The organism is Clostridium sp. C1 (assembly GCF_018223625.1).
Taxonomy (GTDB): Bacteria; Bacillota_I; Bacilli_A; order Erysipelotrichales; family Coprobacillaceae; genus Allocoprobacillus.
This window is the reverse complement of record NZ_CP073631.1, coordinates 833,355-854,065: the sequence shown is the minus strand read 5'-3', so window position 1 is coordinate 854,065 and position 20,711 is coordinate 833,355. Positions and strand designations below refer to the sequence as shown.

Below are 20,711 nucleotides of genomic sequence, written 5' to 3'. Positions count from 1 at the left end.
TATTTCTCTGATAAATGAAATTTCGATTTTTAGAAATCGTTTAAGATAGCAATGCGGCTCCACTTGAAATTTTTTCTTTTACTGCAAAAACAGCCTCTTGGATAGAATAGGTTGTCGTTTCTATAACATTCGATTCATATATCCCCAAATTACAAAATTGCTCCCACATTGTTTCTACTAATTCAACATTTGTTTTTCTGTCTAATTTTGAACGTTCCACAGCTCGTTTCATAGTTTCTTCTTTACTGGCTCTTAAAACAATATAGTGTACTTCATAATCTTCTCGAACAAGGGCTCTCCATGGTTCTAAAAACCACGGCCCGACAATTCCATCTACAATTACATCATATCCGCCGCGGGCATAGCGCTTTGCAGCTTCTAAAAAGGCTTCAATGACAACTAAATTTTGTTCGTTGGACTCTGGTAAATGCGGCGGTATTGCTCCTTTGCTTAAATAATGAAAAAAGTCGTCTGTGTGCATATGCACAGATTTATCCATGTTCGATTCTTTTGCGACAATCGACGCAGTTGTTGTCTTTCCTGTTCCCGGCGAACCTGTAATCACAATAATTCTTCCTTGATTCATCTACATTCTCCCTCGCAATTCAGATTTACCGCTCTCTTTCTGATTTTGGAGCGTTTCTTCTCTCAAGATTGAAATGGGCGGGAAGCCATTTTAGGGCTTTCCCGCCTTGATTGCCCATCAGCAAAGACGGGCGGGACTGTCAACGGCGGCGCATTTATGCGCCGTTCATCTTGACCGTTGATTGGCCCCGCTAACTTTGCTACTCTGTTCTAAGTAATTCCTCAATTTGTTTTTTCATATATTCTACAAGTGCCATCGCTTCCTTTTCTACTGTCTCCCATTCATCAGACAAATTTCCCAAATAAGCTTCCTTTGCCGTTGTTAGCAGGGGGGGAAATCTCTCCGGCAATTTTAAAATTACCCATTTTGCGGCAACATCTTTTGTCGTGATTTCTTCTGTTACTAAAGTAAACCACATTCGTGATAAGGTTAATAACACATTTCTTTCATCACCCTTAAAGCTGGAAATCAAACCAGGTAAAGAAAACCGAATTGCTTTTTTAATTTCGTGAAATGGGATAGCGGGAATAAGCTCTTTGCTTTCCGCCCCCTTCAAAGTTATGCTATTTTTTCTTGCTTGCCATAATAAAATCATTATATCTGGGTCATTGCAGGCTTGCGGATATTCTCCTGCTTCCATCTCTCCCCTTAGCCATTCACCATACATATACTGACATTTTGGCGGAAATTGCAACGGAACAATATCAGATTGATTGATAATAGTTACCTCTAAAGGTCTTTTTTCAATACAGCCTACGGAGCCAGAAATTTTCAATAATTGCTTTGTTAGATCTGCTCTGATTGAATTACTCAATTCTTGTTTAGTAATTATCAGTATATCTATATCACTATCTGGACGCAGCCCATTCATTGTTGCTGAACCATATAAATATATCCCCAATATTTGACCTTGTAATATGGTTTCTGCTATTGAAATAACTTGATTTACTTGTTGTGGAAATTCATTTATATTCATTGTAACTCCTATATGTATTTATTTTTACTCCTCAACAACTGATAAAACAGCGTCTAAGGCTAATTCTAAGGCTATGGATATACTTGTTTTTCCCCATTCTCTTTCTTGGTATTTATGAGGGTCTGCAAGAGTATCGGCTGAAAAAAGCAGCATAGCCCATGTAACTTTTCTAAATTTTGCACACGCCGCCAATGCGGAACATTCCATTTCTACTACTTGACATCCCTCTTCTTTCCGATACTGAACCATTTCTACTGTTTCTCGATAAAAACCGTCTGTTGTCCATGTTTTAACTTCCCAATATGGTATATTCTTTTGGCTTAAAGCAGATTCAATCGCATTTATACCAGCCTTTGAAATCTCTACTTCTCGGGAGGGAGGAAGATAATGGTAAGATGTTCCCTCATCTCTCAATGCAGAAACAGGTATCAAAAATCTATTTTCCGGGATGTCTTCCAATACGCCGCAGGAGCCGACGGAAATAATCTTTGTTACACCCCCTGCAATTAAATATTCTAAAACTTGGACGGCAGCAGCACTTCCCACAGGAGCCGGACATAGACATATTTTCTCCTGATTATAAAGACATTCATAAATAGGATATCGTCTTGTTGCACTTTCAAATTCATCTATCTGTATTCCATCATGGGTATGTGCATAATTTTCAACCTCGTCTCCTAAAAAAGCAAACACTGCTTTTGCAGGAAAACATTTTTTCCCATTTCCCGGCTGAAAAACAGCTTTTGATGCGGTATCGTACTCTAAAACAGGGTAGTCATGCTTTACTAATGGCATATTATTATCTCGAATAACAGGCTATTATTCTATTCCTTTCATCATCTTTTTTGCCAACTGCTTGAACAGGTCGGCAGTTTCTTCATCCATCGGCGTAAGCTGTCCGATCTGTCCGGCAACCATCGCCGCTACATCGTCAATGGAAAGCGGGTTTTGCTTCTGTTCCGCCAATGCGTCCCGCATGGCTTGGAACATCGCGGCGGTCACAGCTTCTCCCGGCTGTTCCCCGTTGTCAATGTCTTTCTTAATATCCCGCAGGATAGCAAGGAACACATTTTTGATTTTCTCAATCTCCGCCTCATGTTCCCCCATCTTCTGGGCGTTCAAAAGCTGTAAATCCTGCTTTGCTTCCGCCCGGTGTTCCGGGTGTTCTTTCATCAGGTCGGACAGGGAAGCCGTTGCTATCTCGATAAGCTGGTTTCTTGCTGTTATGCCTTTTGCCGCTGTGTCCTGAAAATAAATCCATATCAAATCTATCAGCTTAGGGAAATTCCTGTGTTCCAACAGGCGGTTGAGGATTTGCACATCAACAGCACCCGTCACGAGCCCCCTCACGGCTCCCTCGGACAAGCCTAATTCAGAAATATCGTAGCTTTTACGGACGCTCACGGTGGATAAGCCCAGTATGTAGTCTGTCGATACCTTAAATTCCTTTGCCACGCCTATGAGAATATCACTGCTGACCGTTCTCGTTTCGCCGCTGACAATGCGGCTCAACTGGGAAGCGGAAACCCCTATCTTCTCCGCAAGCTCCTTTTGTGTGATGTGGTTCCCGTTGCATAAATCGGAAATCCGCTGTCCGGGTGTTCCGGGTAAAGCCATAGATACGCACCTCCTCCGCATACTTCCATTATACAGAATGATTGCAAAAATGCAATTTCCAAAGTGTAAACTTCATCAAAATGCAATTCTCGCAAAATTCCGGGGATTGCATTTTTTTCGTGTAGACTTAGGGTAGTTCATCGATGGACAGCACCTTGAAAACAGAATGACCGTCCGAAAAGGAATACCCCGGCTGGGGAAGCACCGCAAGGAACCGGACTTCGAGACAAAATGTCCCGAAGCTGCGGGGAGCGTGCCAACGCCGGAACACGCCGCAGGAATGGGGCAGGAAACCTTTTCGGGGAGAACGGCAACGGAAAGCAAAATGGAGGGAACGCATGAGAGATAACCCCTATAAAGACTTGCCGCCACTGGAACGCAGGCCGGACGGTTCCCTTTACCGCATGACACCGGCGCAGAGAAAACAGGCGGCCAGCCTGATACGCCGGGAGTGTTGTTGCTGTGAGGACGGCAACTGCATTGTCCTTGATGATGGGGACACCTGCACCTGCCCGCAGACGATTTCTTTCTCGGTCTGCTGTAAGTGGTTCCGCTGGGCGGTCTTGCCGCTGGACGGGACGCTGGAAGCGGAAATTTTCCGGGATAAGGACTTGAAACGCTGTGCGGTCTGCGGTGGCGTGTTCGTCCCCAAATCCAACCGGGCAAAATACTGCCCCGGCTGTGCCGCCAGAGTTCACAGGCGGCAGAAAACAGAAAGTGAACGGAAAAGGAGGTCTGCTGTGGACAGTTAGGAGCGAAAAAAGCCTTGATTTATCAGGCTTTGCAAGCCCCAAACCGGGGCAGGTGGTATAAAGTATCGCCCGCCCCGGAAAACGGGCTTCTAACCGTCCACAAAACGAACTATGACAAATACCATCTATATCCACCAGCCGGAAAAGGCGTTCAGCTTCACCCGGCTCCCGAATTTTCTCTTTGAAGCCCCCACATTCAAGCCCCTGTCCAACGAGGCAAAGGTTCTGTACGCCTTTATCCTGCGCCGGACAGAGTTATCCCGCAAGAATGGGTGGGCGGATGACTGCGGACGGATTTTCCTGTATTACCCTATCTGTGAAGTGGTCACACTGCTCCATTGTGGGCGGCAGAAAGCGGTGAATACCCTGCGGGAACTGCAATACGCCGGACTGGTGGAGATCCAGAAGCAGGGCTGTGGAAAACCCAACCGCATTTTCCCAAAATCCTATGAAGCGGTTCCAAACACCGACTTTAAGAAATCCCGTTCTGGTACACCGGAGGACTGAAAACCGTACCCATGAAGTACGGAAATCACTCCTGAGACGTACGAAAACCGGACGGTATATAGAAATACAAAGATAAAAAGATTGATTTATATTCTATCCATTCCAATCCTATCCGAGCTATTTTCTGCGGGATTTTCCCTGTGGAAAACCCCGGATAGGAAAGGAATGGGGAAAGGAGCAGAATGGCACAACACGCAATTTTACGGTTTGAGAAGCACAAGGGCAACCCGGCAAGGCCGCTGGAAGCCCATCACGAAAGACAGAAAGAACAGTATGCCAGCAATCCCGACATTGACACAAGCCGGAGCAAATACAACTTCCATATCGTCAAGCCGGAGGGACGCTATTACCACTTCATTCAGAGCCGGATTGAGCAGGCCGGGTGCCGAACCCGCAAGGACAGCACACGGTTTGTCGATACGCTGGTAACTGCCAGCCCGGAGTTTTTCAAGGGGAAATCCCCAAAGGAGATACAGGCGTTTTTCCAGAGGGCGGCGGACTTCCTCATTGGCCGGGTAGGACGGGAAAATATCGTGTCGGCGGTGGTACACATGGACGAGAAAACGCCCCACCTGCATTTGACCTTTGTTCCGCTGACAAAGGACAACCGCCTGTGTGCAAAGGAGATTATCGGCAACCGGGCAAACCTGACGAAGTGGCAGGACGATTTTCACGCCTATATGGTGGAGAAATATCCTGACTTGGAGCGTGGGGAGAGCGCCAGCAGGACAGGCCGGAAGCATATCCCCACCCGGCTTTTCAAACAGGCGGTTTCCCTCTCCCGGCAGGCAAGAGCCATTGAAGCCACACTGGACGGCATTAACCCGCTGAACGCCGGAAAGAAAAAAGAGGAAGCCCTCTCCATGCTGAAAAAGTGGTTCCCGCAGATGGAGAATTTCTCCGGGCAGTTGAAAAAGTACAAGGTCACAATCAATGACCTGCTGGCGGAGAATGAGAAGTTGGAAGCAAGGGCAAAGGCCAGCGAAAAAGGAAAGATGAAAGATACGATGGAACGGGCAAAGCTGAAAAGCGAACTGGACAATTTACAGCGGCTGGTTGACCGTATCCCGCCGGATATACTGGCGGAACTGAAACGTCAGCAGCGGCACACGGTAAAGGAAAGGTGATAGATATAAGCAGAAATTTTCGCCGCCTTTGTACGGCATTGTACCTTGAAAACTGAATATGGAGGACACTGGATGGCAAAAAGTGAAAGCGATATTTTTACACCCCGAACAGGGCAGGTTATACAAGCAGAGAACGGCACGCAGTATTTTGTATGTGGGAACAACCGTATAAAAATCTCCGAACACTTCGCCGCAGGCGGGAAGCCCCTCGGTGATCTGATTGTAGATGTGGTGCGGCATACCGCAGAAAAAGCCGCTTCAACCTGATAGCCCATCATTGATAACACGCCCACGCTTATGATATAATTGCCATAGAGCAAAAGTATTGTAAGCGTGGGTTGTTTCTTTAGAAGGAGGATTTTTACGGTGAAACAACCTTACAATACTACGATTTACAACACGGCGCTTTATATGAGATTGAGCCGGGACGATGAACTGCAAGGAGAAAGCGGGAGTATTCAGACACAACGCATGATGCTCCGGCAATATGCCGCCGAGCATGGCCTGAATGTCATAGATGAATATATCGACGATGGATGGTCTGGAACGAACTTTGACAGGCCGGATTTTCAGAGAATGATTGATGACATTGAGGACAGGAAAATCAACTGCGTTGTTACGAAGGATTTATCCCGCTTAGGCAGAAACTACATTCTGACCGGCCAGTACACGGAAATCTACTTTCCCAGCAAAGGCGTCCGCTATATCGCTGTCAATGACAATGTGGACACCATCAACGGAGAGAATGAGCTTGCCCCATTCCTCAACATTCTGAATGAAATGCACGCCCGCCAGACCAGCAAAAAGGTAAAGGCGGCCATGCGGACACGGTTCGCAAATGGCGCACACTATGGAGCCTATGCTCCGCTTGGCTATGTCAAAGACCCAGATAAGAAAGGCCATCTTCTGATTGACCCGGAAACAAGGTGGATTATCGAAAAGATTTTTGACCTTGCCGTTCATGGCCGGGGAGCCGCCAGCATTACACGGATTTTGGTCGAAGAAAAAGTACCTACTCCCGGCTGGCTGAATTTCCAGAGATACGGCACTTTCGCAAATATCTATGCCGGAGCGCCGGAGGAAAAAGCCTATGCGTGGACGATAGCGCAGGTGAAAAGTATTCTGAAAGAGGAAACCTATATCGGACACAGCGTCCACAATAAGCAGACCAATATTTCATTCAAAAACAAGAAGAAAGTACGCAAGCCAAAAGAGGAATGGTATCGTGTGGAGAACACCCACGAAGCGATTATTTCCGAAGATGTGTTCCGTCAAGTACAGGAGCAGATTTGCAACAGGCGCAGACGGCAGAAGAACGGCACAACACAGATATTTTCCGGGCTGGTAAAATGTGCGGACTGCGGCTGGTCGCTGGCCTATGGTATGAACAGCCAGAACAAAAATCCCTATGCCCACTACCATTGTAGCAAGTACGGGCAAGGATTGCACCAGTGTTCCATGCACTATATCCGCTATGATGTGCTTTACGCCTATGTCCTTTCCCGTCTGCAATACTGGTCTGTGCTGGCACAGCAGGATGGGGACAAACTTCTGAAACGGCTACTTAACGCCAGCGACAAGGAACGCAATACTGCAAGGAAGCGGCAGACAGCCGAACTGAAAAAGGCGGAAAAGCGCAAAGCAGAAGTAGACACCCTGTTTGCAAAAATGTATGAGGACTGGTCTGCCGGACGCATTACAGAATACAATTTCAATATGCTGTCCGAAAAGTATCAGGGCGAACAGCGAGAATTGGACGCAAAAATTGAACGGCTTCACGAAGCGATGGAGGCCGCCGCCCAGACAGCGGTTGACGCTGAAAAGTGGATAGGTCTGATGAAACAGTATGTCAATCCCACAGAATTGACGGCTGAACTTCTGAATACGCTGATTGAAAAAATCCTTGTCCATGAAGCGGTCAAAAGTGAGGACGGAAGCCGGGAACAGGAGGTAGAAATCTTCTACCGCTTTATCGGCAAAATCGAATGACACATCTTGAGATACCCAACAATATCTTTAACTAAGGGAAACCGGCGAATCATATCCTGAAATGAATAATATTTTAGAACTATGTAAAATATTTAACTGCAAATTGAATGATCTTGTCCATACTGATATGACAGATATTACTTCATTAGATGAAGAAATAGTTATGAATGTAGTTAAGTTTAATGAAAAGAAACAAAAAGAAGTTAAAACATTAAGCAATGTAATTAGCCTAATAGGAAAAATTGGTGCAATTGTTTTAAAAGTTGCAATACCATTTATTATATTAGGAATGATATTAGTTCCTTATATAGTTAATAATATTGAAATTAAGGACAATGAAATAGTATTTAAAACGGACAATATTAAAATTATTGGTGAAAACAAAATTGAAATTCATGATATTATTATTGGTGAGTTTGATATTCAAGATGAAGATTATGATGTTATTGAAATGTTTGAAGATAATTCTAATATTAAAATAATTACTTATATTGAAACAGGGTTGGTTTTTTTGTTAGTTGAACTATATATTATGATAATTATATTAGGATGTGTAGAAAAATTATTTAATAATATTAAAGATAAAACGACACCGTTTACTTTAGACAATGTAAAATATATTAAAAAGATTTCTTATTTAATAATTGCATTAATTTTAATTACACCAATATCTGATATTTTGTTTAGTATAATATTAGGTATATCTACTGGTGGAAGCAGTCCATTTGAATTAATGAGTATATTAGAAATTTTAATTATCTTTAGTATGTCATATATATTTGAATATGGATATGAAATGCAAAAGGATTCACAAGCAAGAATGTATAATGAAAAAAATAATAATATTTAAGTAATTAATATTAGCTAAAAATAATACAAATTACAATTTATTAAGCAGACAATTTATGGGCTTATCAGAAATGATAGGCTCTTTTTTTATGGGAGGTAAAATGAAAAAATTAAGAAAACTTTGGATTAATTTCTGGGGACACAGATATAGAGTTTTTGAAGAAGATAATAAAGTATGTGATATACTTATTTATCATAGAAAAATATATATAATAAAGGAGTGATTATGGCAACAACAGGTATATGGAAAATAGAAAAAAGATTAGATAATGTATTAGATTATACTACAAATGTAGAAAAGACAAAACATAATGAAAATAATAATTATTACGATTTACACAATGTGATTGAATATGTAGAATCAGATTATAAAACAGAGGAACAACTTTTTGTATCAGGAATTAATTGTAGTCCTAAAACAGCACTTGAAGAAATGAGTATTACAAAAGAACAATATGGAAAAACAGATGGAATACTTGGATTTCACGCATTTCAATCTTTTGCAGAGGGAGAAGTTACACCAGAACAATGTCACGCTATTGGAGTAAGACTTGCTGAAGAAATGTGGGGAGATAGATTTGAAGTTGTTGTTAGTACACATATTAATACAAATCATTATCATAATCACTTTGTTATAAATTCTGTATCGTTTAAAGATGGAAAAAGATATTATGATAAAAGAGAAACTTATGCAGAATTAAGAAGATTATCTGATTCGTTGTGTGAAGAATATGGATTATCAGTTATACAAGAAAAGCCCTGTAGAAATAGTAAAATAAATTTTGCTAATTATCAAAAAGATTTAAATAATAAAGTTAATTATTATTCTATTGCAAAAGAAGATTTAGATAGAGCAATAGGTATGGCTACTTCTTATTATGACTTTGAAGATCTAATGAAAGCAATGGATTATGAACTTATTTATAGAGCCAATAAATTAAGTATAAAAAGAAGTCCATATAAAAAAAATATTCGTATTGAAAGATATTTTGGTAGTGAATATTCTATTGAAAGGATTACGCAAAGAATTGAAGAACACATTAAGAAAGTTCCATTTGTTGAAGAATATGGAATTAATAAAAAGATTAATGCTAATTATTATAAAAAGCGAAAACCAAAGGGATTTTATGCTTTATATATTCATTATTGTTATCTCTTAAAAGTTTTTCCAAAAAAATATCCTTATCAAAAATTATCTCCTGCTATTCGTGCTGATGTTAGGAAGATGGAAGATATATCAAATGAAACTAAACTGCTTGTCAGAAATAATTTAAAAACTGATGAGCAGTTTTTTTTGTTTAAAGAAGAAAAGGAAAAACAACTTAATGATTTGATGGATCAAAGAAGTAAACTTTGGTACAAACATAAAAAATCAAAATCTAAACAAGAAAAAGATGAAATAAGGGAACAAATTAATGAATTAAATAAAGAAATTACTCCATTACGAAAGGAGGTGGTGCTATGTAAAGATATATTAGAAAGAAGTAAGAAGATAGAAAAAAATCTTCAAGAATTATCTGATGAAAATATAAAAGTAAAGGAGGTAGAAAAAAATGAACACATCAGGTGACGCTGCTGAATCTATTGTAAGAATGAGTTTGCAAGGATTTGAAGTAGCAGTAAGATTAAGTGGAAGTGGTGCAAAAAATATTGCAGCATTATTAGTGGCAATATTAAAAGACAAACAACAAACAAAGGGAAAAACAAGACTTACTAATATGCTTAAATCTGGGAAAGAACTTAAAGTATTTACTGTAAAAGAAGAAGATTTAAAAAAGTTTACTGAAGAAGCCAAAAGATATGGAGTATTATTCTGTGCTTTAAAGAGTAAAGGTAAAAGTGTAGATGGTATGGTAGATATTATGGTACGTGCAGAAGATGCAAGTAAAATAAATCGTATTGTTGATAGATTTAATCTTTCTACTTATGATAAGGCTTCTATTAAAAGTGAAATTCAAAAGACAAAAGATAGCAAAGACAAGGGAGTTGTTATAAAAAGTGTAGAAGAAAGACTTGTAGATGACATTTTATCTAAACCAATTAATAAGGAGGAAAATGAAATGTCAAACCCCCAATTGGCAAAAACGGAAAAAAACCCTCCGTTAGAGCCTACCTTAAACAACAAAAACAAGTTAGACAAGGGTACTAAATCTGATAAACCTTCTGTTAGAGAAGAAATAAAATCAATTAAAGAAGAACAGAAGAAAGAAAGAGATTTAGATAAGTCTGAACTTAAAAATGAAAAAACTGAAAAAAATAAGACAACTAAACATAAACAACCAAAATCAAAAAAGAAAAAATCAAAAGAAAGAGGGTAATAAAATATGAATGATTTGGATGAAATAATGGCAAAAGCCAATGGTAGTAAAACTACTCAAAATAAAAAGCCATTTGATAAAAATGCTTGGATAGAAAAAAAACAACAAGAAAGACAAGAAGTATACGATTTAATGGATAAAATGGCAAATGAAATTAAATCAGATGTTAATAAATATAAACAGTATTTAGATGTTCAAGGCAGATTAGATAAATACTCTGTTGGCAATGCACTCGTAATTACTGCAACACTTCCTACTGCAACACAATTAAAAGAATTTAATGATTGGAAAGAAGCAGGTGCTTTTATAAAAAAAGGCGAAAATGGAATTAAAATATTAGAGCCAGGAGATTCTTTTACAAGAGCAGATGGTACTTCTGGAATTTCCTATAATGTTAAAAAGATGTTTGATATTTCTCAAACAACTTCTAATCAAAAACCAAAATTAATTAATTATGATGACAAAGTTAAATTAACTGCATTATTAAGAGATTGTCCTGTTGATATAAAAGCAGTAGATGATATTCAAAATGGTAATAACAGTGTTGTAGAATGGAATAAAAGTGATAATGCATTGTATGTTCAAAGAGGTGGAGAAACACCAGAAATATTTAAACAATTAGCCAGAGAATTAACAAGAGTAGGACTTGAAGAAAGTGGTAGTTTAGAATTAGATAACTTTAAGTGTAATTCTACAGCCTATATGCTTTGTAAAAAATATGGAATTGATGTATCCAATATAAACATTTCAATTCCAGATTCATTTAAAAATATGAGTTCTAGTGAAGTAAGAAATGAATTGACTTCTATGCGTAGTGTTATGGAAGATATAAATACAAGAATGAGTGCTTATTTTGAAACAATTTCTAAAACTCAAAAAAATAAGGAACACGAAAGATAGGAGGAATTTATGAAAGAGGAAATTAAAGTTTTAGAACTTGATAAATATGAACTAGGTATTCTTATCAATGCTTTAAATGCATTTAGAAATAAATTGATTCAAGAGGGCAAAGATACAGAATATGTAGATGAAGTTTTATTAAGAGCAATAGATGCCCCAGTTAAAAAAAAAGTTCTCACAAGGTGTTTGAGGAGAGATGAATACAGATTCTAACTATCCAAAGTGGGTTTATTGTATTGGATTGATACCTACGATATGGTTAGGAATTTTGATAGCACCATCAGTAAATGGAGGATTACCACAAATAATAAAGGATTTTTCCAATATTATAGGTAATCCTTTTCATTTTACTTGGTGTGATGATTCTTTAAAAGTCATTCTAGTGTTTATTGTTGTTTATGCAATGGCAATTACACTATATATATCTACTAAAAAAAATTATCGTAGGAGAGAAGAACACGGCTCTGCAAAATGGGGTAATGCAACCGAAATAAATAAAAAATACAAGCAAACCCCAATAGAAAATAATAAAATATTAACACAAAATGTAGTAATAGGATTAAATGGTAAAAAACATAGAAGAAATCTAAATGTTTTAGTCTGTGGAGGTAGTGGTGCAGGGAAAACAAGATTTTATTGTAAGCCAAATGTTATGCAATGTAATACTTCTATGGTTATTCTTGATCCAAAAGGAGAGATAGCAAGAGATGTTGGTTCATTATTAAAGAAAAAAGGATATGAAGTAAAATTTTTAGATTTAATAAATATGGAAAAAAGCCATTGCTATAATCCTTTTGTCTATTTAAAAGATGATAACGATGTTCAAAAATTAGTAACGAATCTTTTTAAATCAACAACACCGAAAGGAAGCCAGAGCAACGATCCTTTTTGGGATACTGCTGCAAGTATGTTGTTATTAGCATTGGTATTTTATTTGAAATATGAAGCACCAGAAGAAGAACAAAATTTCCCTATGGTTATGGAATTGTTAAGAGCAGGAGAAGTACACGAAGATGATGATAGTTATGTTAGTCCTCTTGATGTATTATTTAATAGATTAGAAGAAAGAGAGCCAGAGCATATAGCAGTTAAATATTATAGAGATTATCATAGTGGCTCTGCAAAAACGCTTAAATCTATTCAGATTACACTTGCAGCAAGATTAGAGAAATTTAATCTTGAAAGTCTTGCTTCATTAACTGCAACAGATGAATTAGATTTACCATCTTTAGGAGAAAAGAAAACTGCATTATTTGCTTTGATTCCTGATAATGATACAAGTTTTAATTTTTTAGTTAGTATTTTATACACACAACTGTTTCAGCAGTTGTTTTTTTTAGCAGACCACAAATATGGAGGTAGTCTTCCAGTACACGTCCATTTTGTTATGGATGAGTTTGCTAATGTAAGTTTGCCAGATGACTTTGATAAAATTTTATCAGTTATGCGTTCAAGAGAAGTATCAGTATCAATTATTTTACAAAATTTAGCACAATTAAAAGCATTATTTGAAAAGCAATGGGAAAGTATAGTTGGAAATTGTGATGAATTTTTGTATCTTGGTGGAAATGAACAATCAACGCACAAATATGTATCAGAGTTATTAGGTAAAGAAACTATTGATACCAATACTTATGGCAAAAGTAGTGGTAGAGGTGGAAATTACTCAACTAATTATCAGATTAGTGGTAGAGAATTACTTACTCCTGATGAAGTAAGGTTACTTGATAATAAGTATGCAATTTTATTTATTAGAGGCGAAAGACCGATTATGGATTTTAAATACGATATTTTAAAACATCCAAATGTTGCATTTACTACTGATGGAAAAGAAAAACCTTATTTACACGGAGGAACTGAAAATGCTATTGCTTCAATTATTATTGATGATAATTTAGATAATTATACTTTTGATGAAACTGAAGAAATAACAGAACAATATGAATTAATTACTTCTGAAGAAATAGAAGATTTTTTTAAAAGAAAAGGAGATTAGAAATAATGAAAAAGAAAAAAGAAAGTTTAAAAATGAGTAATAAAGTTAAAAAAATATTTAAAGCCTATGTTTTAGGTGTATGTATATTTGCTCTAACTATTGGAACAAGTATGAATGTTTTAGCAGCCGATGATCCAATGTCAGTTGTTAATAATTTATCTGATTTTATTTTTGGATTAATTAGAGCGATAGGAATGATTTTGCTTGGGTTTGGTATAGTTCAAGTAGGATTATCTTTAAAGAGTCACGATCCAAGTCAAAGAGCAAATGGATTTTTGACTGTTGCAGGTGGAATAATAATCACATTTGCAAAAGAAATATTAAATATGATTGCAGGATAACAATTATCAAAGGGCGAGTATTATTACTTGCCCTCATCTTATTTATACAAGGAGGTGTTGTTATTGAGTGATAATTGGGTAGTGCAAAATTTACAAAATGCACTAGATACTTGGAATTCAAAATTAAGTGAAATATGGCAATTAGTGACACAAACTCCGGAAACTTTTAAAGGTGGGACTATATGGCAAGTAATTCTGAATATTCACGGAGCATTACAAGCGATTGGTCTTGCGTTATTAGTATTGTTTTTTGTAGTAGGTGTTATGAAGACTTGTGGCTCGTTTGCAGAAGTAAAAAAGCCAGAACACGCATTAAAACTATTTATTAGATTTGCAATAGCAAAAATAGTTGTAACTTATGGACTTGATTTAATGCTTTCATTATTCAAAATAGTTCAAGGTGTAATTTCAACTATAATTACTGCTTCTGGTTTAGGAGGAACTACAAGCACAACATTGCCACAAACAATAATAACAGCAGTTGAAGATTGTGGCTTTTTTGAGTCTATTCCATTATGGGCAGTAACACTGATAGGTGGTCTATTTATAACAGTATTATCTTTCATAATGATATTAACAGTATATGGTAGATTCTTTAAATTATATTTATATACTGCGATAGCACCAATACCATTATCAACATTTGCAGGTGAGTCTACACAAAGCGTTGGTAAAAGTTTTATTAAGTCTTACTGTGCTGTTTGTTTAGAGGGAGCAATTATTGTTCTTTCTTGTATTATATTTTCACTGTTTGCAAGTTCGCCACCAGTGGTTGACGCAAATGCAGCAGCAGTTACTCAAGTATGGAAATATATTGGAGAGTTAGTCTTTAATATGTTAGTGCTTGTAGGAACAATAAAATTATCAGATAGAGTCGTTCGTGAAATGATGGGATTATAGGAGGTGTCAAATGGACGAAAGAATACAAAAAATAAAAGAAAATATTGAAACTTTTTTAATGGAATCAATGGAACATCAAAATAAGAAAATTGATTATATATTAATTGATTCAGAAAAAAAAGAAACTTATATATTAGCAAGTGATGGTGTAGATGAAGCAATAGAATTTACGCCATATTCAAAAGAATATACAGGTGGATATGTAAATGTTCCAGAATGGGATTACAACTTTGATAATTATATTTATAATTATTTAGAAGAAGGTAAAAAAATTATTTATATGACAGACAATGTTCATTATAGTATTTGGAATTCTATCAATGAATTATATCCAAATGATATTGAATATAAAGATGGAGTTCAAAAATATTTGCAATATTGTGCAGATAATGGAATAACAAAGGAATATTTGGATAATAAAACAGGATTTGATACACCTGATGTTATGAAATATTTTGAAGGAATACCATTATATAAAACTATGGAATATAAAGGATATGTCATAGAGGCAGATGATAAAAATCTTGATAATGACAACGAGAATTTGGTGCATATTTACGAAAATCAACAAGATTATATTAACGGAGAAGAAATAGAAACTGTATCTTTAAAAACAATAGGATTAAAACAAAATGTAAGAGATTATATTGATGAATTTTATGTTGATAAATCAGTTGTAGAAAGTGAGAAATCCTATTTTACTTTTGTTTTAGGTTATGATTTATTAAACGATATGCTTTCAAAATCATCAACACCAGAAAATGATATAAGTTATGATTTTTGTAGTATGGTTGCAGGAGAGTTCTTAAAAAGTGAACAATATAGGAATGAAAAGTATTCAGCCTATGAAATGCTTGAAGAATGGGTAATTGAAAATAAAGACAAAATTAAAGAAGAATATGCAAAGTTTACGGGAGTTAGTATGGATTCTAAAAAAACAAGAGAATTAGAAAATGCTATTGTTCTTGATGTTGGTTATAGAAGAAATGAGCCTGTTGCTTTAGTTGAAAGAAAAAGTGAGGATAATAAAGAATATGTAATCGCTTTTTATTATAAAATTACAGACAATAAAATAGATTGGGCTTATGGCTATTACTATGATAATGATTTAAAAAAAGCAAAAGAAGATTTTAAAGAAGTAATATCTGGTGGAAATCTTGCAGACACATTTATACAAAATAAAAAAGATAAAGAAAGGTAGGTAATAGTATGGAAGTTAAAATAAATAGAGAAATACGAAATTACACAGAAAGTATATTTTTCGGACTGTCATTAAGACAGTTCGTTTTTTCTATACTTGCTTGTGGAGTAGCAGTATTACTTTATTTTTTGTTAAAAAATAATTTTGGTATAGAAACTTTATCTTGGGTATGTATTTTAGGAGCAAGTCCGTTCGCTGCAATAGGTTTTATTACTTATAATGGAATGCCGGCAGAGAAGTTCATATATGCATATATAAAATCAGAATTTTTAATACCAAAAAAATTAACTTTTAAACCAGTTAATTTTTATTATGAATTATTAAAAGATAAGTTAGAAAAGGAGGATTTAAAGAATGAAGACATTAAAAACACTATTTAAGCAAGACAAGGAAGCATTTATAGTTCCAAAAGGTGTGCAAGATGTTATTCCAATTACAAGAATATGGCAAGATGGTATATTTCAAGTAGGAAAAAATAAATATTCAAAATGTTATCGTTTTACAGATATAAATTATGCAGTGGCAAGTAGAAGTGACAAAGAGGGTATGTTTTTAGAATATTCAGAATTGCTTAATTCATTTGATACAGGAGCCACTACAAAAATAACTATATTAAATAGAAGATTAAATAAAGTTGATTTTGAAAAAAATATATTACTTCCATTAGTAGAAGATAAATTAGATGAATATAGAAAAGAATATAACAGGATGCTTTTAGATAAAGCAACAGGAGCAAATGGAATTACCCAAGAAAAGTTTTTAACAATATCTGTTAATAAAAAAAGTGTAGAAGAAGCAAGAAACTATTTTACAAGAATTAGTGCTGATTTGATAAATCATTTTTCACAATTAGGTTCAAAATGTATTGAATTAGAAGCACAAGATAGACTTCGTTTGATACACGATTTTTATAGACAAGGCGAGGAAAATTCTTTTACTTTTGATATGATACAAAATATGAGAAAAGGACATAGTTTTAAAGATTTTATATGTCCAGATAATTTTGAATTTGAAAAAGATTATTTTAAGATGGGAAACAAATATGGCAGAGTTATATTCTTAAAAGAATATGCAAGTTATATTAAAGACAATATGGTAGCAGAACTAACTGACTTAAATAGAAATATGATGATGAGTATTGATGTAATCCCTGTTCCTATGGATGAAGCCGTAAGAGAGGTAGAAAATAGAAGATTAGGAGTAGAAACAAATATTACTAATTGGCAACGAAGACAAAATTCTAATAACAATTTTAGTGCTGTTATACCATACGATATGGAACAACAACGAATAGAATCAAAAGAATTTTTAGATGATTTGACTACTCGTGACCAAAGAATGTTTATATGTGTTTTAACTATGGTGCATACTGCTGATAGTAAAGAACAATTAGATAATGATACAGAAAGTTTATTAACTACTGCAAGGAAACACTTATGTCAATTCTCTATATTAAAATATCAACAAATGGACGGATTAAATACTGCAATGCCTTTTGGAGTAAGAAAAATTGATACTTTAAGAACTCTTACTACCGAATCGCTTGCAGTATTTATGCCTTTTCGAGTTCAAGAAATAAATCACGAAAATGGTATTTATTATGGACAAAATGTTATAAGTAAAAATATGATTATTGCTGATAGAAGACAATTACTAAATGGTAATTCATTTATACTTGGAGTTTCTGGTAGTGGTAAATCTTTTACAGGGAAAAATGAAATAGTATCTGTAATTTTACGTGATCCAAATGCAGATGTCATAATCATTGATCCAGAAAGAGAATATTCACAATTAATAAATGCTTTAGGTGGAGAAGTAATCCATATATCAGCAACAAGTAATAATCACATTAATGCAATGGATTTGAATAGTGAGTATGGAGATGGTGCAAATCCTGTAATATTAAAATCAGAGTTTATATTGTCTTTATGTGAGCAACTTATTGGAGGAAGTAATTTAGGTCCAAAACAGAAATCTATTATAGACAGATGTACGGCTTCTGTTTATAGACATTTTCAACAAGGAAATTATCAAGGAACACCTCCGACATTACAGGATTTTAGAGAAGAACTTTTAAAACAAAATGAGCCAGAAGCAAAAGAAATTGCACTTGCTATTGAATTGTTCACTGATGGAAGTTTAAATACTTTTGCTAAAAATACAAATGTAGATACAAATAATAGATTACTATGTTATGATATTTTGGATTTAGGAAAGCAATTACTTCCTATTGGTATGTTAGTAGTTCTTGATAGTATTTTAAATAGAATAACTATGAACAGAAGTAAAGGTAGAAATACCTTTATTTTTATTGATGAAATATATTTGTTATTCCAACACGAATACTCTGCTAATTTCTTATTTACTTTATGGAAAAGAGTTCGTAAATATGGTGCATATTGTACCGGAATTACACAAAATGTAGATGATTTACTACAAAGTCATACTGCTAGAACAATGTTAGCAAATTCAGAGTTTATAGTTATGCTTAATCAAGCAAGTACAGATAGATTGGAACTTGCTAAATTATTAAATATATCTGATTTACAGATGGGATATATAACAAATGTAGGTGCAGGGCAAGGATTATTAAAAGTAGGTAGTTCACTTGTTCCATTTATAAATAAATTTCCTACGAATACTAAATTGTATAAATTAATGACAACTAAACCTGGAGAAGGTAATTAGAGAATAGGAGGTGTTTATCTTGGCAAATATTAAAGTCAAAGATGTAGCCCAAAAAGGTATAAAAACACTAAACAAAGCAGCAATTCAAACAGAAAGATTTAAAGATGCCATTGTAAGAACAAAAGAAAAAGCCGAAGAAAGTGTAAGTGATGATATTAATAGTGTAGAATATGCTAGTAATAAAATTAAGTTTGCAACTAATAGAACGGTTGATGAGGGTATTCATCAACTTAATAAGCAAGGGCAAAAGTCCTTGATGAAAACAAAAGAAAATTATCAAAAGGCAAAAGTAAAGATTAAAGCCTTTAAAGAGAAAATGAAAAAAGGCAATGTTAAATCTACTATTAAAAATACTAAAAATACAATAAAAACAAGTAAACAAGTTGCAAAAAACACAAAGAAAACAGCACAAGAAGCATTAAAAAATAGTCAAAGAGCAGTAAAATTAGCGAGAGAATCTGCAAGAAAGACTGCTCAAGGTATTAGAATTGCAACAAAAGCAACTATTTCAGCAATAAAGGCAATAATTGCAGGAACAAAGGCTTTAATTACTGCATTAATTGCAGGAGGGTGGGTTGCAATAATAATAATAGTAGTTATTTGTTTGGTTGGATTATTAGTTAATTCTATATTTGGAATATTTTTTTCTAATCAGAAAACAAGTGCTAATGCAGTAACTATGAATGAAGTAGTTGCAGAGTGTAATCAAGAGTTTGCAGATAAAATCCAATCAATCCAAGATACAAATCCACACGAAGATTATGTTTTAGATGGTAGTATGGCTTCTTGGAAAGATATATTACTTATTTATACGGTTAAACAATCAAATGGACTAAATGCAACTGATGTTGTCACAATGGACAATAACAAAAAAAGTATTCTTAAAAAAATATTTTGGGATATGAATAGTCTATCTTCTGAGGTAAAAGTTGAAAAAGTAATAGAACAAGGTGTAAATGTTAATGAAGAGCCGAAAGAGGTACAAAAGAAAGTTTTGCACATAAAAATAACTTCTAAAACAGTAGAAGATATGAAATTACAATACAATTTTAATGCAGCACAAAATAAACAATTAGCAGAATTATCAAGTGATAAATATGCTAATTTGTGGAGTGGAGTAATTTATGGAGTAAATAATTCTGGGGAATATGTTAATTGGAGGCAAACAGATCCTAGTTGGGCTAATATAAAAATAGGTAACACTAATAGTACAATAGGTAAGATAGGGTGCTTGGTTACTTCAATAGCAATTCTTATTGAAAAGTCAGGTGCTAATACTACAATAAGCCCGTTTAATCCTGGCACATTTGTAGAAGCATTAAATAAAAATAATGGATTTGATAGTGGAGGTAATCTTCAATATGTAGCAGTCAATAAGGCAGTTCCAGGATTTAGTTATGTTGGAAATGTCAATTTAAGAGGAAAAACACGAAGTGAAAAATTAGCCTTAATAACACAATATTTTAATCAAGGATATTTTATTACGACAGAAGTAAAGGGAGCAACTCCCGGTAATCAGCATTGGGTTGCAGTAACTGGAGTTGATTCAATAAATGTAATGATAGTTGATCCGGCTTCTAGTCAAACTATAATGTGGAATGCTTATGAAGTTAGCAAGACTTCATAATTTAATTATTTTAAGGCAGAGTAATGGTATTAGGTTTGATTAAATTATTTTTAGGGTTTGTATTATTATTAATAAAAACAAAAAAGGTTATTTCTAAAATTAAGAAGTAACCTTTATACATATTTATATATTTTTTATAAAAGATAGAAATTTTTAAATAAAAATGGTATAATTATTTATATAAAAAATGACTAACAAATAGTAATTTGTAGGGCGACTCCAATAAAAAATGCAACAGAAAATTAAAAGTTTTCAAAAAAGGGTTGCATTTTTTTAGTTTTTGCATATAATAGTATATAGACAGTTATCAATATACTGAAATTGAAAGGAAGTGTAA

The 20,711-nt window shown here is 34.8% G+C and carries 21 protein-coding genes; 17 read left to right on the top strand and 4 right to left on the bottom strand.

Translation table 11 applies throughout. The features are described 5' to 3' along the window. Nucleotides 1-40: 40 nt before the first annotated feature. The 4 genes from KEC48_RS04690 to KEC48_RS04675 all read right to left on the bottom strand — a co-directional run bounded on the left by KEC48_RS04690 (nt 41) and on the right by KEC48_RS04675 (nt 3,179). Nucleotides 41-586: an AAA family ATPase gene (locus KEC48_RS04690; RefSeq protein WP_002578721.1), complete on the bottom strand. Its 546-nt coding sequence runs from the start codon at nt 584-586 to the stop codon at nt 41-43. Nucleotides 587-785: 199 nt separating this feature from the next. Next, complete coding sequence (gene ant(9) / locus KEC48_RS04685; protein ID WP_002578722.1) at nt 786-1,562, bottom strand: aminoglycoside nucleotidyltransferase ANT(9); 777 nt, start codon at nt 1,560-1,562, stop codon at nt 786-788. A gap of 24 nt (nt 1,563-1,586) precedes the next feature. Beyond that, nucleotides 1,587-2,357: a nucleoside phosphorylase gene (locus KEC48_RS04680; protein WP_002578723.1), complete on the bottom strand. Its 771-nt coding sequence runs from the start codon at nt 2,355-2,357 to the stop codon at nt 1,587-1,589. A 24-nt stretch (nt 2,358-2,381) separates the two neighbouring features. Beyond that, the gene (locus tag KEC48_RS04675) at nt 2,382-3,179 is read right to left on the bottom strand and encodes a helix-turn-helix transcriptional regulator (RefSeq protein WP_211964700.1); all 798 of its coding nucleotides are present in this window, start codon (nt 3,177-3,179) and stop codon (nt 2,382-2,384) included. Between the two features lie 338 nt (nt 3,180-3,517). Between KEC48_RS04675 and KEC48_RS04670 the strand changes: the two genes are divergently transcribed. The 17 genes from KEC48_RS04670 (at nt 3,518) to KEC48_RS04590 (ending at nt 20,374) form a co-directional block, all read left to right on the top strand. Further along, the gene (locus tag KEC48_RS04670; protein ID WP_058722955.1) at nt 3,518-3,931 is read left to right on the top strand and encodes a cysteine-rich VLP domain-containing protein; all 414 of its coding nucleotides are present in this window, start codon (nt 3,518-3,520) and stop codon (nt 3,929-3,931) included. 111 nt (nt 3,932-4,042) lie between these two features. Continuing rightward, nucleotides 4,043-4,438, top strand: a complete 396-nt coding sequence (locus KEC48_RS04665; protein WP_008666017.1) for a replication initiator protein A — start codon at nt 4,043-4,045, stop codon at nt 4,436-4,438. 182 nt (nt 4,439-4,620) lie between these two features. After that, complete coding sequence (gene mobV, locus KEC48_RS04660; protein WP_122790866.1) at nt 4,621-5,565, top strand: MobV family relaxase; 945 nt, start codon at nt 4,621-4,623, stop codon at nt 5,563-5,565. A gap of 72 nt (nt 5,566-5,637) precedes the next feature. Continuing rightward, nucleotides 5,638-5,832, top strand: coding sequence for a hypothetical protein (locus tag KEC48_RS04655; protein WP_002334813.1), 195 nt, complete (start codon nt 5,638-5,640; stop codon nt 5,830-5,832). A gap of 99 nt (nt 5,833-5,931) precedes the next feature. Then, complete coding sequence (locus tag KEC48_RS04650) at nt 5,932-7,554, top strand: recombinase family protein (RefSeq protein WP_211964699.1); 1,623 nt, start codon at nt 5,932-5,934, stop codon at nt 7,552-7,554. A gap of 103 nt (nt 7,555-7,657) precedes the next feature. Continuing rightward, nucleotides 7,658-8,404, top strand: a complete 747-nt coding sequence (locus KEC48_RS04645; RefSeq protein ID WP_211964697.1) for a DUF2975 domain-containing protein — start codon at nt 7,658-7,660, stop codon at nt 8,402-8,404. A 225-nt stretch (nt 8,405-8,629) separates the two neighbouring features. After that, nucleotides 8,630-9,973 carry a relaxase/mobilization nuclease domain-containing protein gene (locus KEC48_RS04640; protein ID WP_211964695.1) on the top strand — a complete coding sequence of 448 codons (1,344 nt, stop codon included), beginning with the start codon at nt 8,630-8,632 and terminating at the stop codon, nt 9,971-9,973. Continuing rightward, nucleotides 9,957-10,721 (top strand): PcfB family protein, encoded by a 765-nt coding sequence (locus KEC48_RS04635; RefSeq protein ID WP_211964693.1) that lies wholly within the window; start codon nt 9,957-9,959, stop codon nt 10,719-10,721. The genes KEC48_RS04640 and KEC48_RS04635 overlap by 17 nt, the downstream gene beginning before the upstream one ends. Nucleotides 10,722-10,727: 6 nt before the next feature. Next, nucleotides 10,728-11,621 (top strand): ArdC-like ssDNA-binding domain-containing protein, encoded by an 894-nt coding sequence (locus KEC48_RS04630; RefSeq protein WP_211964691.1) that lies wholly within the window; start codon nt 10,728-10,730, stop codon nt 11,619-11,621. Nucleotides 11,622-11,630: 9 nt separating this feature from the next. Continuing rightward, on the top strand, nt 11,631-11,834 hold the full coding sequence (locus KEC48_RS04625; protein WP_138268536.1) for a hypothetical protein: 204 nt from the start codon (nt 11,631-11,633) through the stop codon (nt 11,832-11,834). Continuing rightward, nucleotides 11,818-13,617 carry a VirD4-like conjugal transfer protein, CD1115 family gene (locus KEC48_RS04620; protein WP_211964689.1) on the top strand — a complete coding sequence of 600 codons (1,800 nt, stop codon included), beginning with the start codon at nt 11,818-11,820 and terminating at the stop codon, nt 13,615-13,617. Before KEC48_RS04625 ends, KEC48_RS04620 begins: the two co-directional genes overlap by 17 nt. A 5-nt stretch (nt 13,618-13,622) precedes the next feature. Further along, nucleotides 13,623-13,958, top strand: coding sequence for a glutamyl-tRNA amidotransferase (locus KEC48_RS04615; protein WP_138268534.1), 336 nt, complete (start codon nt 13,623-13,625; stop codon nt 13,956-13,958). A gap of 63 nt (nt 13,959-14,021) precedes the next feature. Continuing rightward, entirely contained in the window at nt 14,022-14,858 is an 837-nt protein-coding gene (locus KEC48_RS04610; RefSeq protein WP_211964687.1) for a hypothetical protein, read from the top strand. 10 nt (nt 14,859-14,868) lie between these two features. Continuing rightward, nucleotides 14,869-16,059, top strand: coding sequence for a hypothetical protein (locus KEC48_RS04605; protein ID WP_211964686.1), 1,191 nt, complete (start codon nt 14,869-14,871; stop codon nt 16,057-16,059). An 8-nt stretch (nt 16,060-16,067) separates the two neighbouring features. Further along, nucleotides 16,068-16,439 (top strand): PrgI family protein, encoded by a 372-nt coding sequence (locus tag KEC48_RS04600; RefSeq protein ID WP_138268525.1) that lies wholly within the window; start codon nt 16,068-16,070, stop codon nt 16,437-16,439. Then, on the top strand, nt 16,414-18,747 hold the full coding sequence (locus tag KEC48_RS04595) for a VirB4-like conjugal transfer ATPase, CD1110 family (protein WP_211964685.1): 2,334 nt from the start codon (nt 16,414-16,416) through the stop codon (nt 18,745-18,747). Before KEC48_RS04600 ends, KEC48_RS04595 begins: the two co-directional genes overlap by 26 nt. A gap of 19 nt (nt 18,748-18,766) precedes the next feature. Further along, nucleotides 18,767-20,374 carry a hypothetical protein gene (locus KEC48_RS04590; RefSeq protein ID WP_211964684.1) on the top strand — a complete coding sequence of 536 codons (1,608 nt, stop codon included), beginning with the start codon at nt 18,767-18,769 and terminating at the stop codon, nt 20,372-20,374. Nucleotides 20,375-20,711 lie beyond the last annotated feature (337 nt).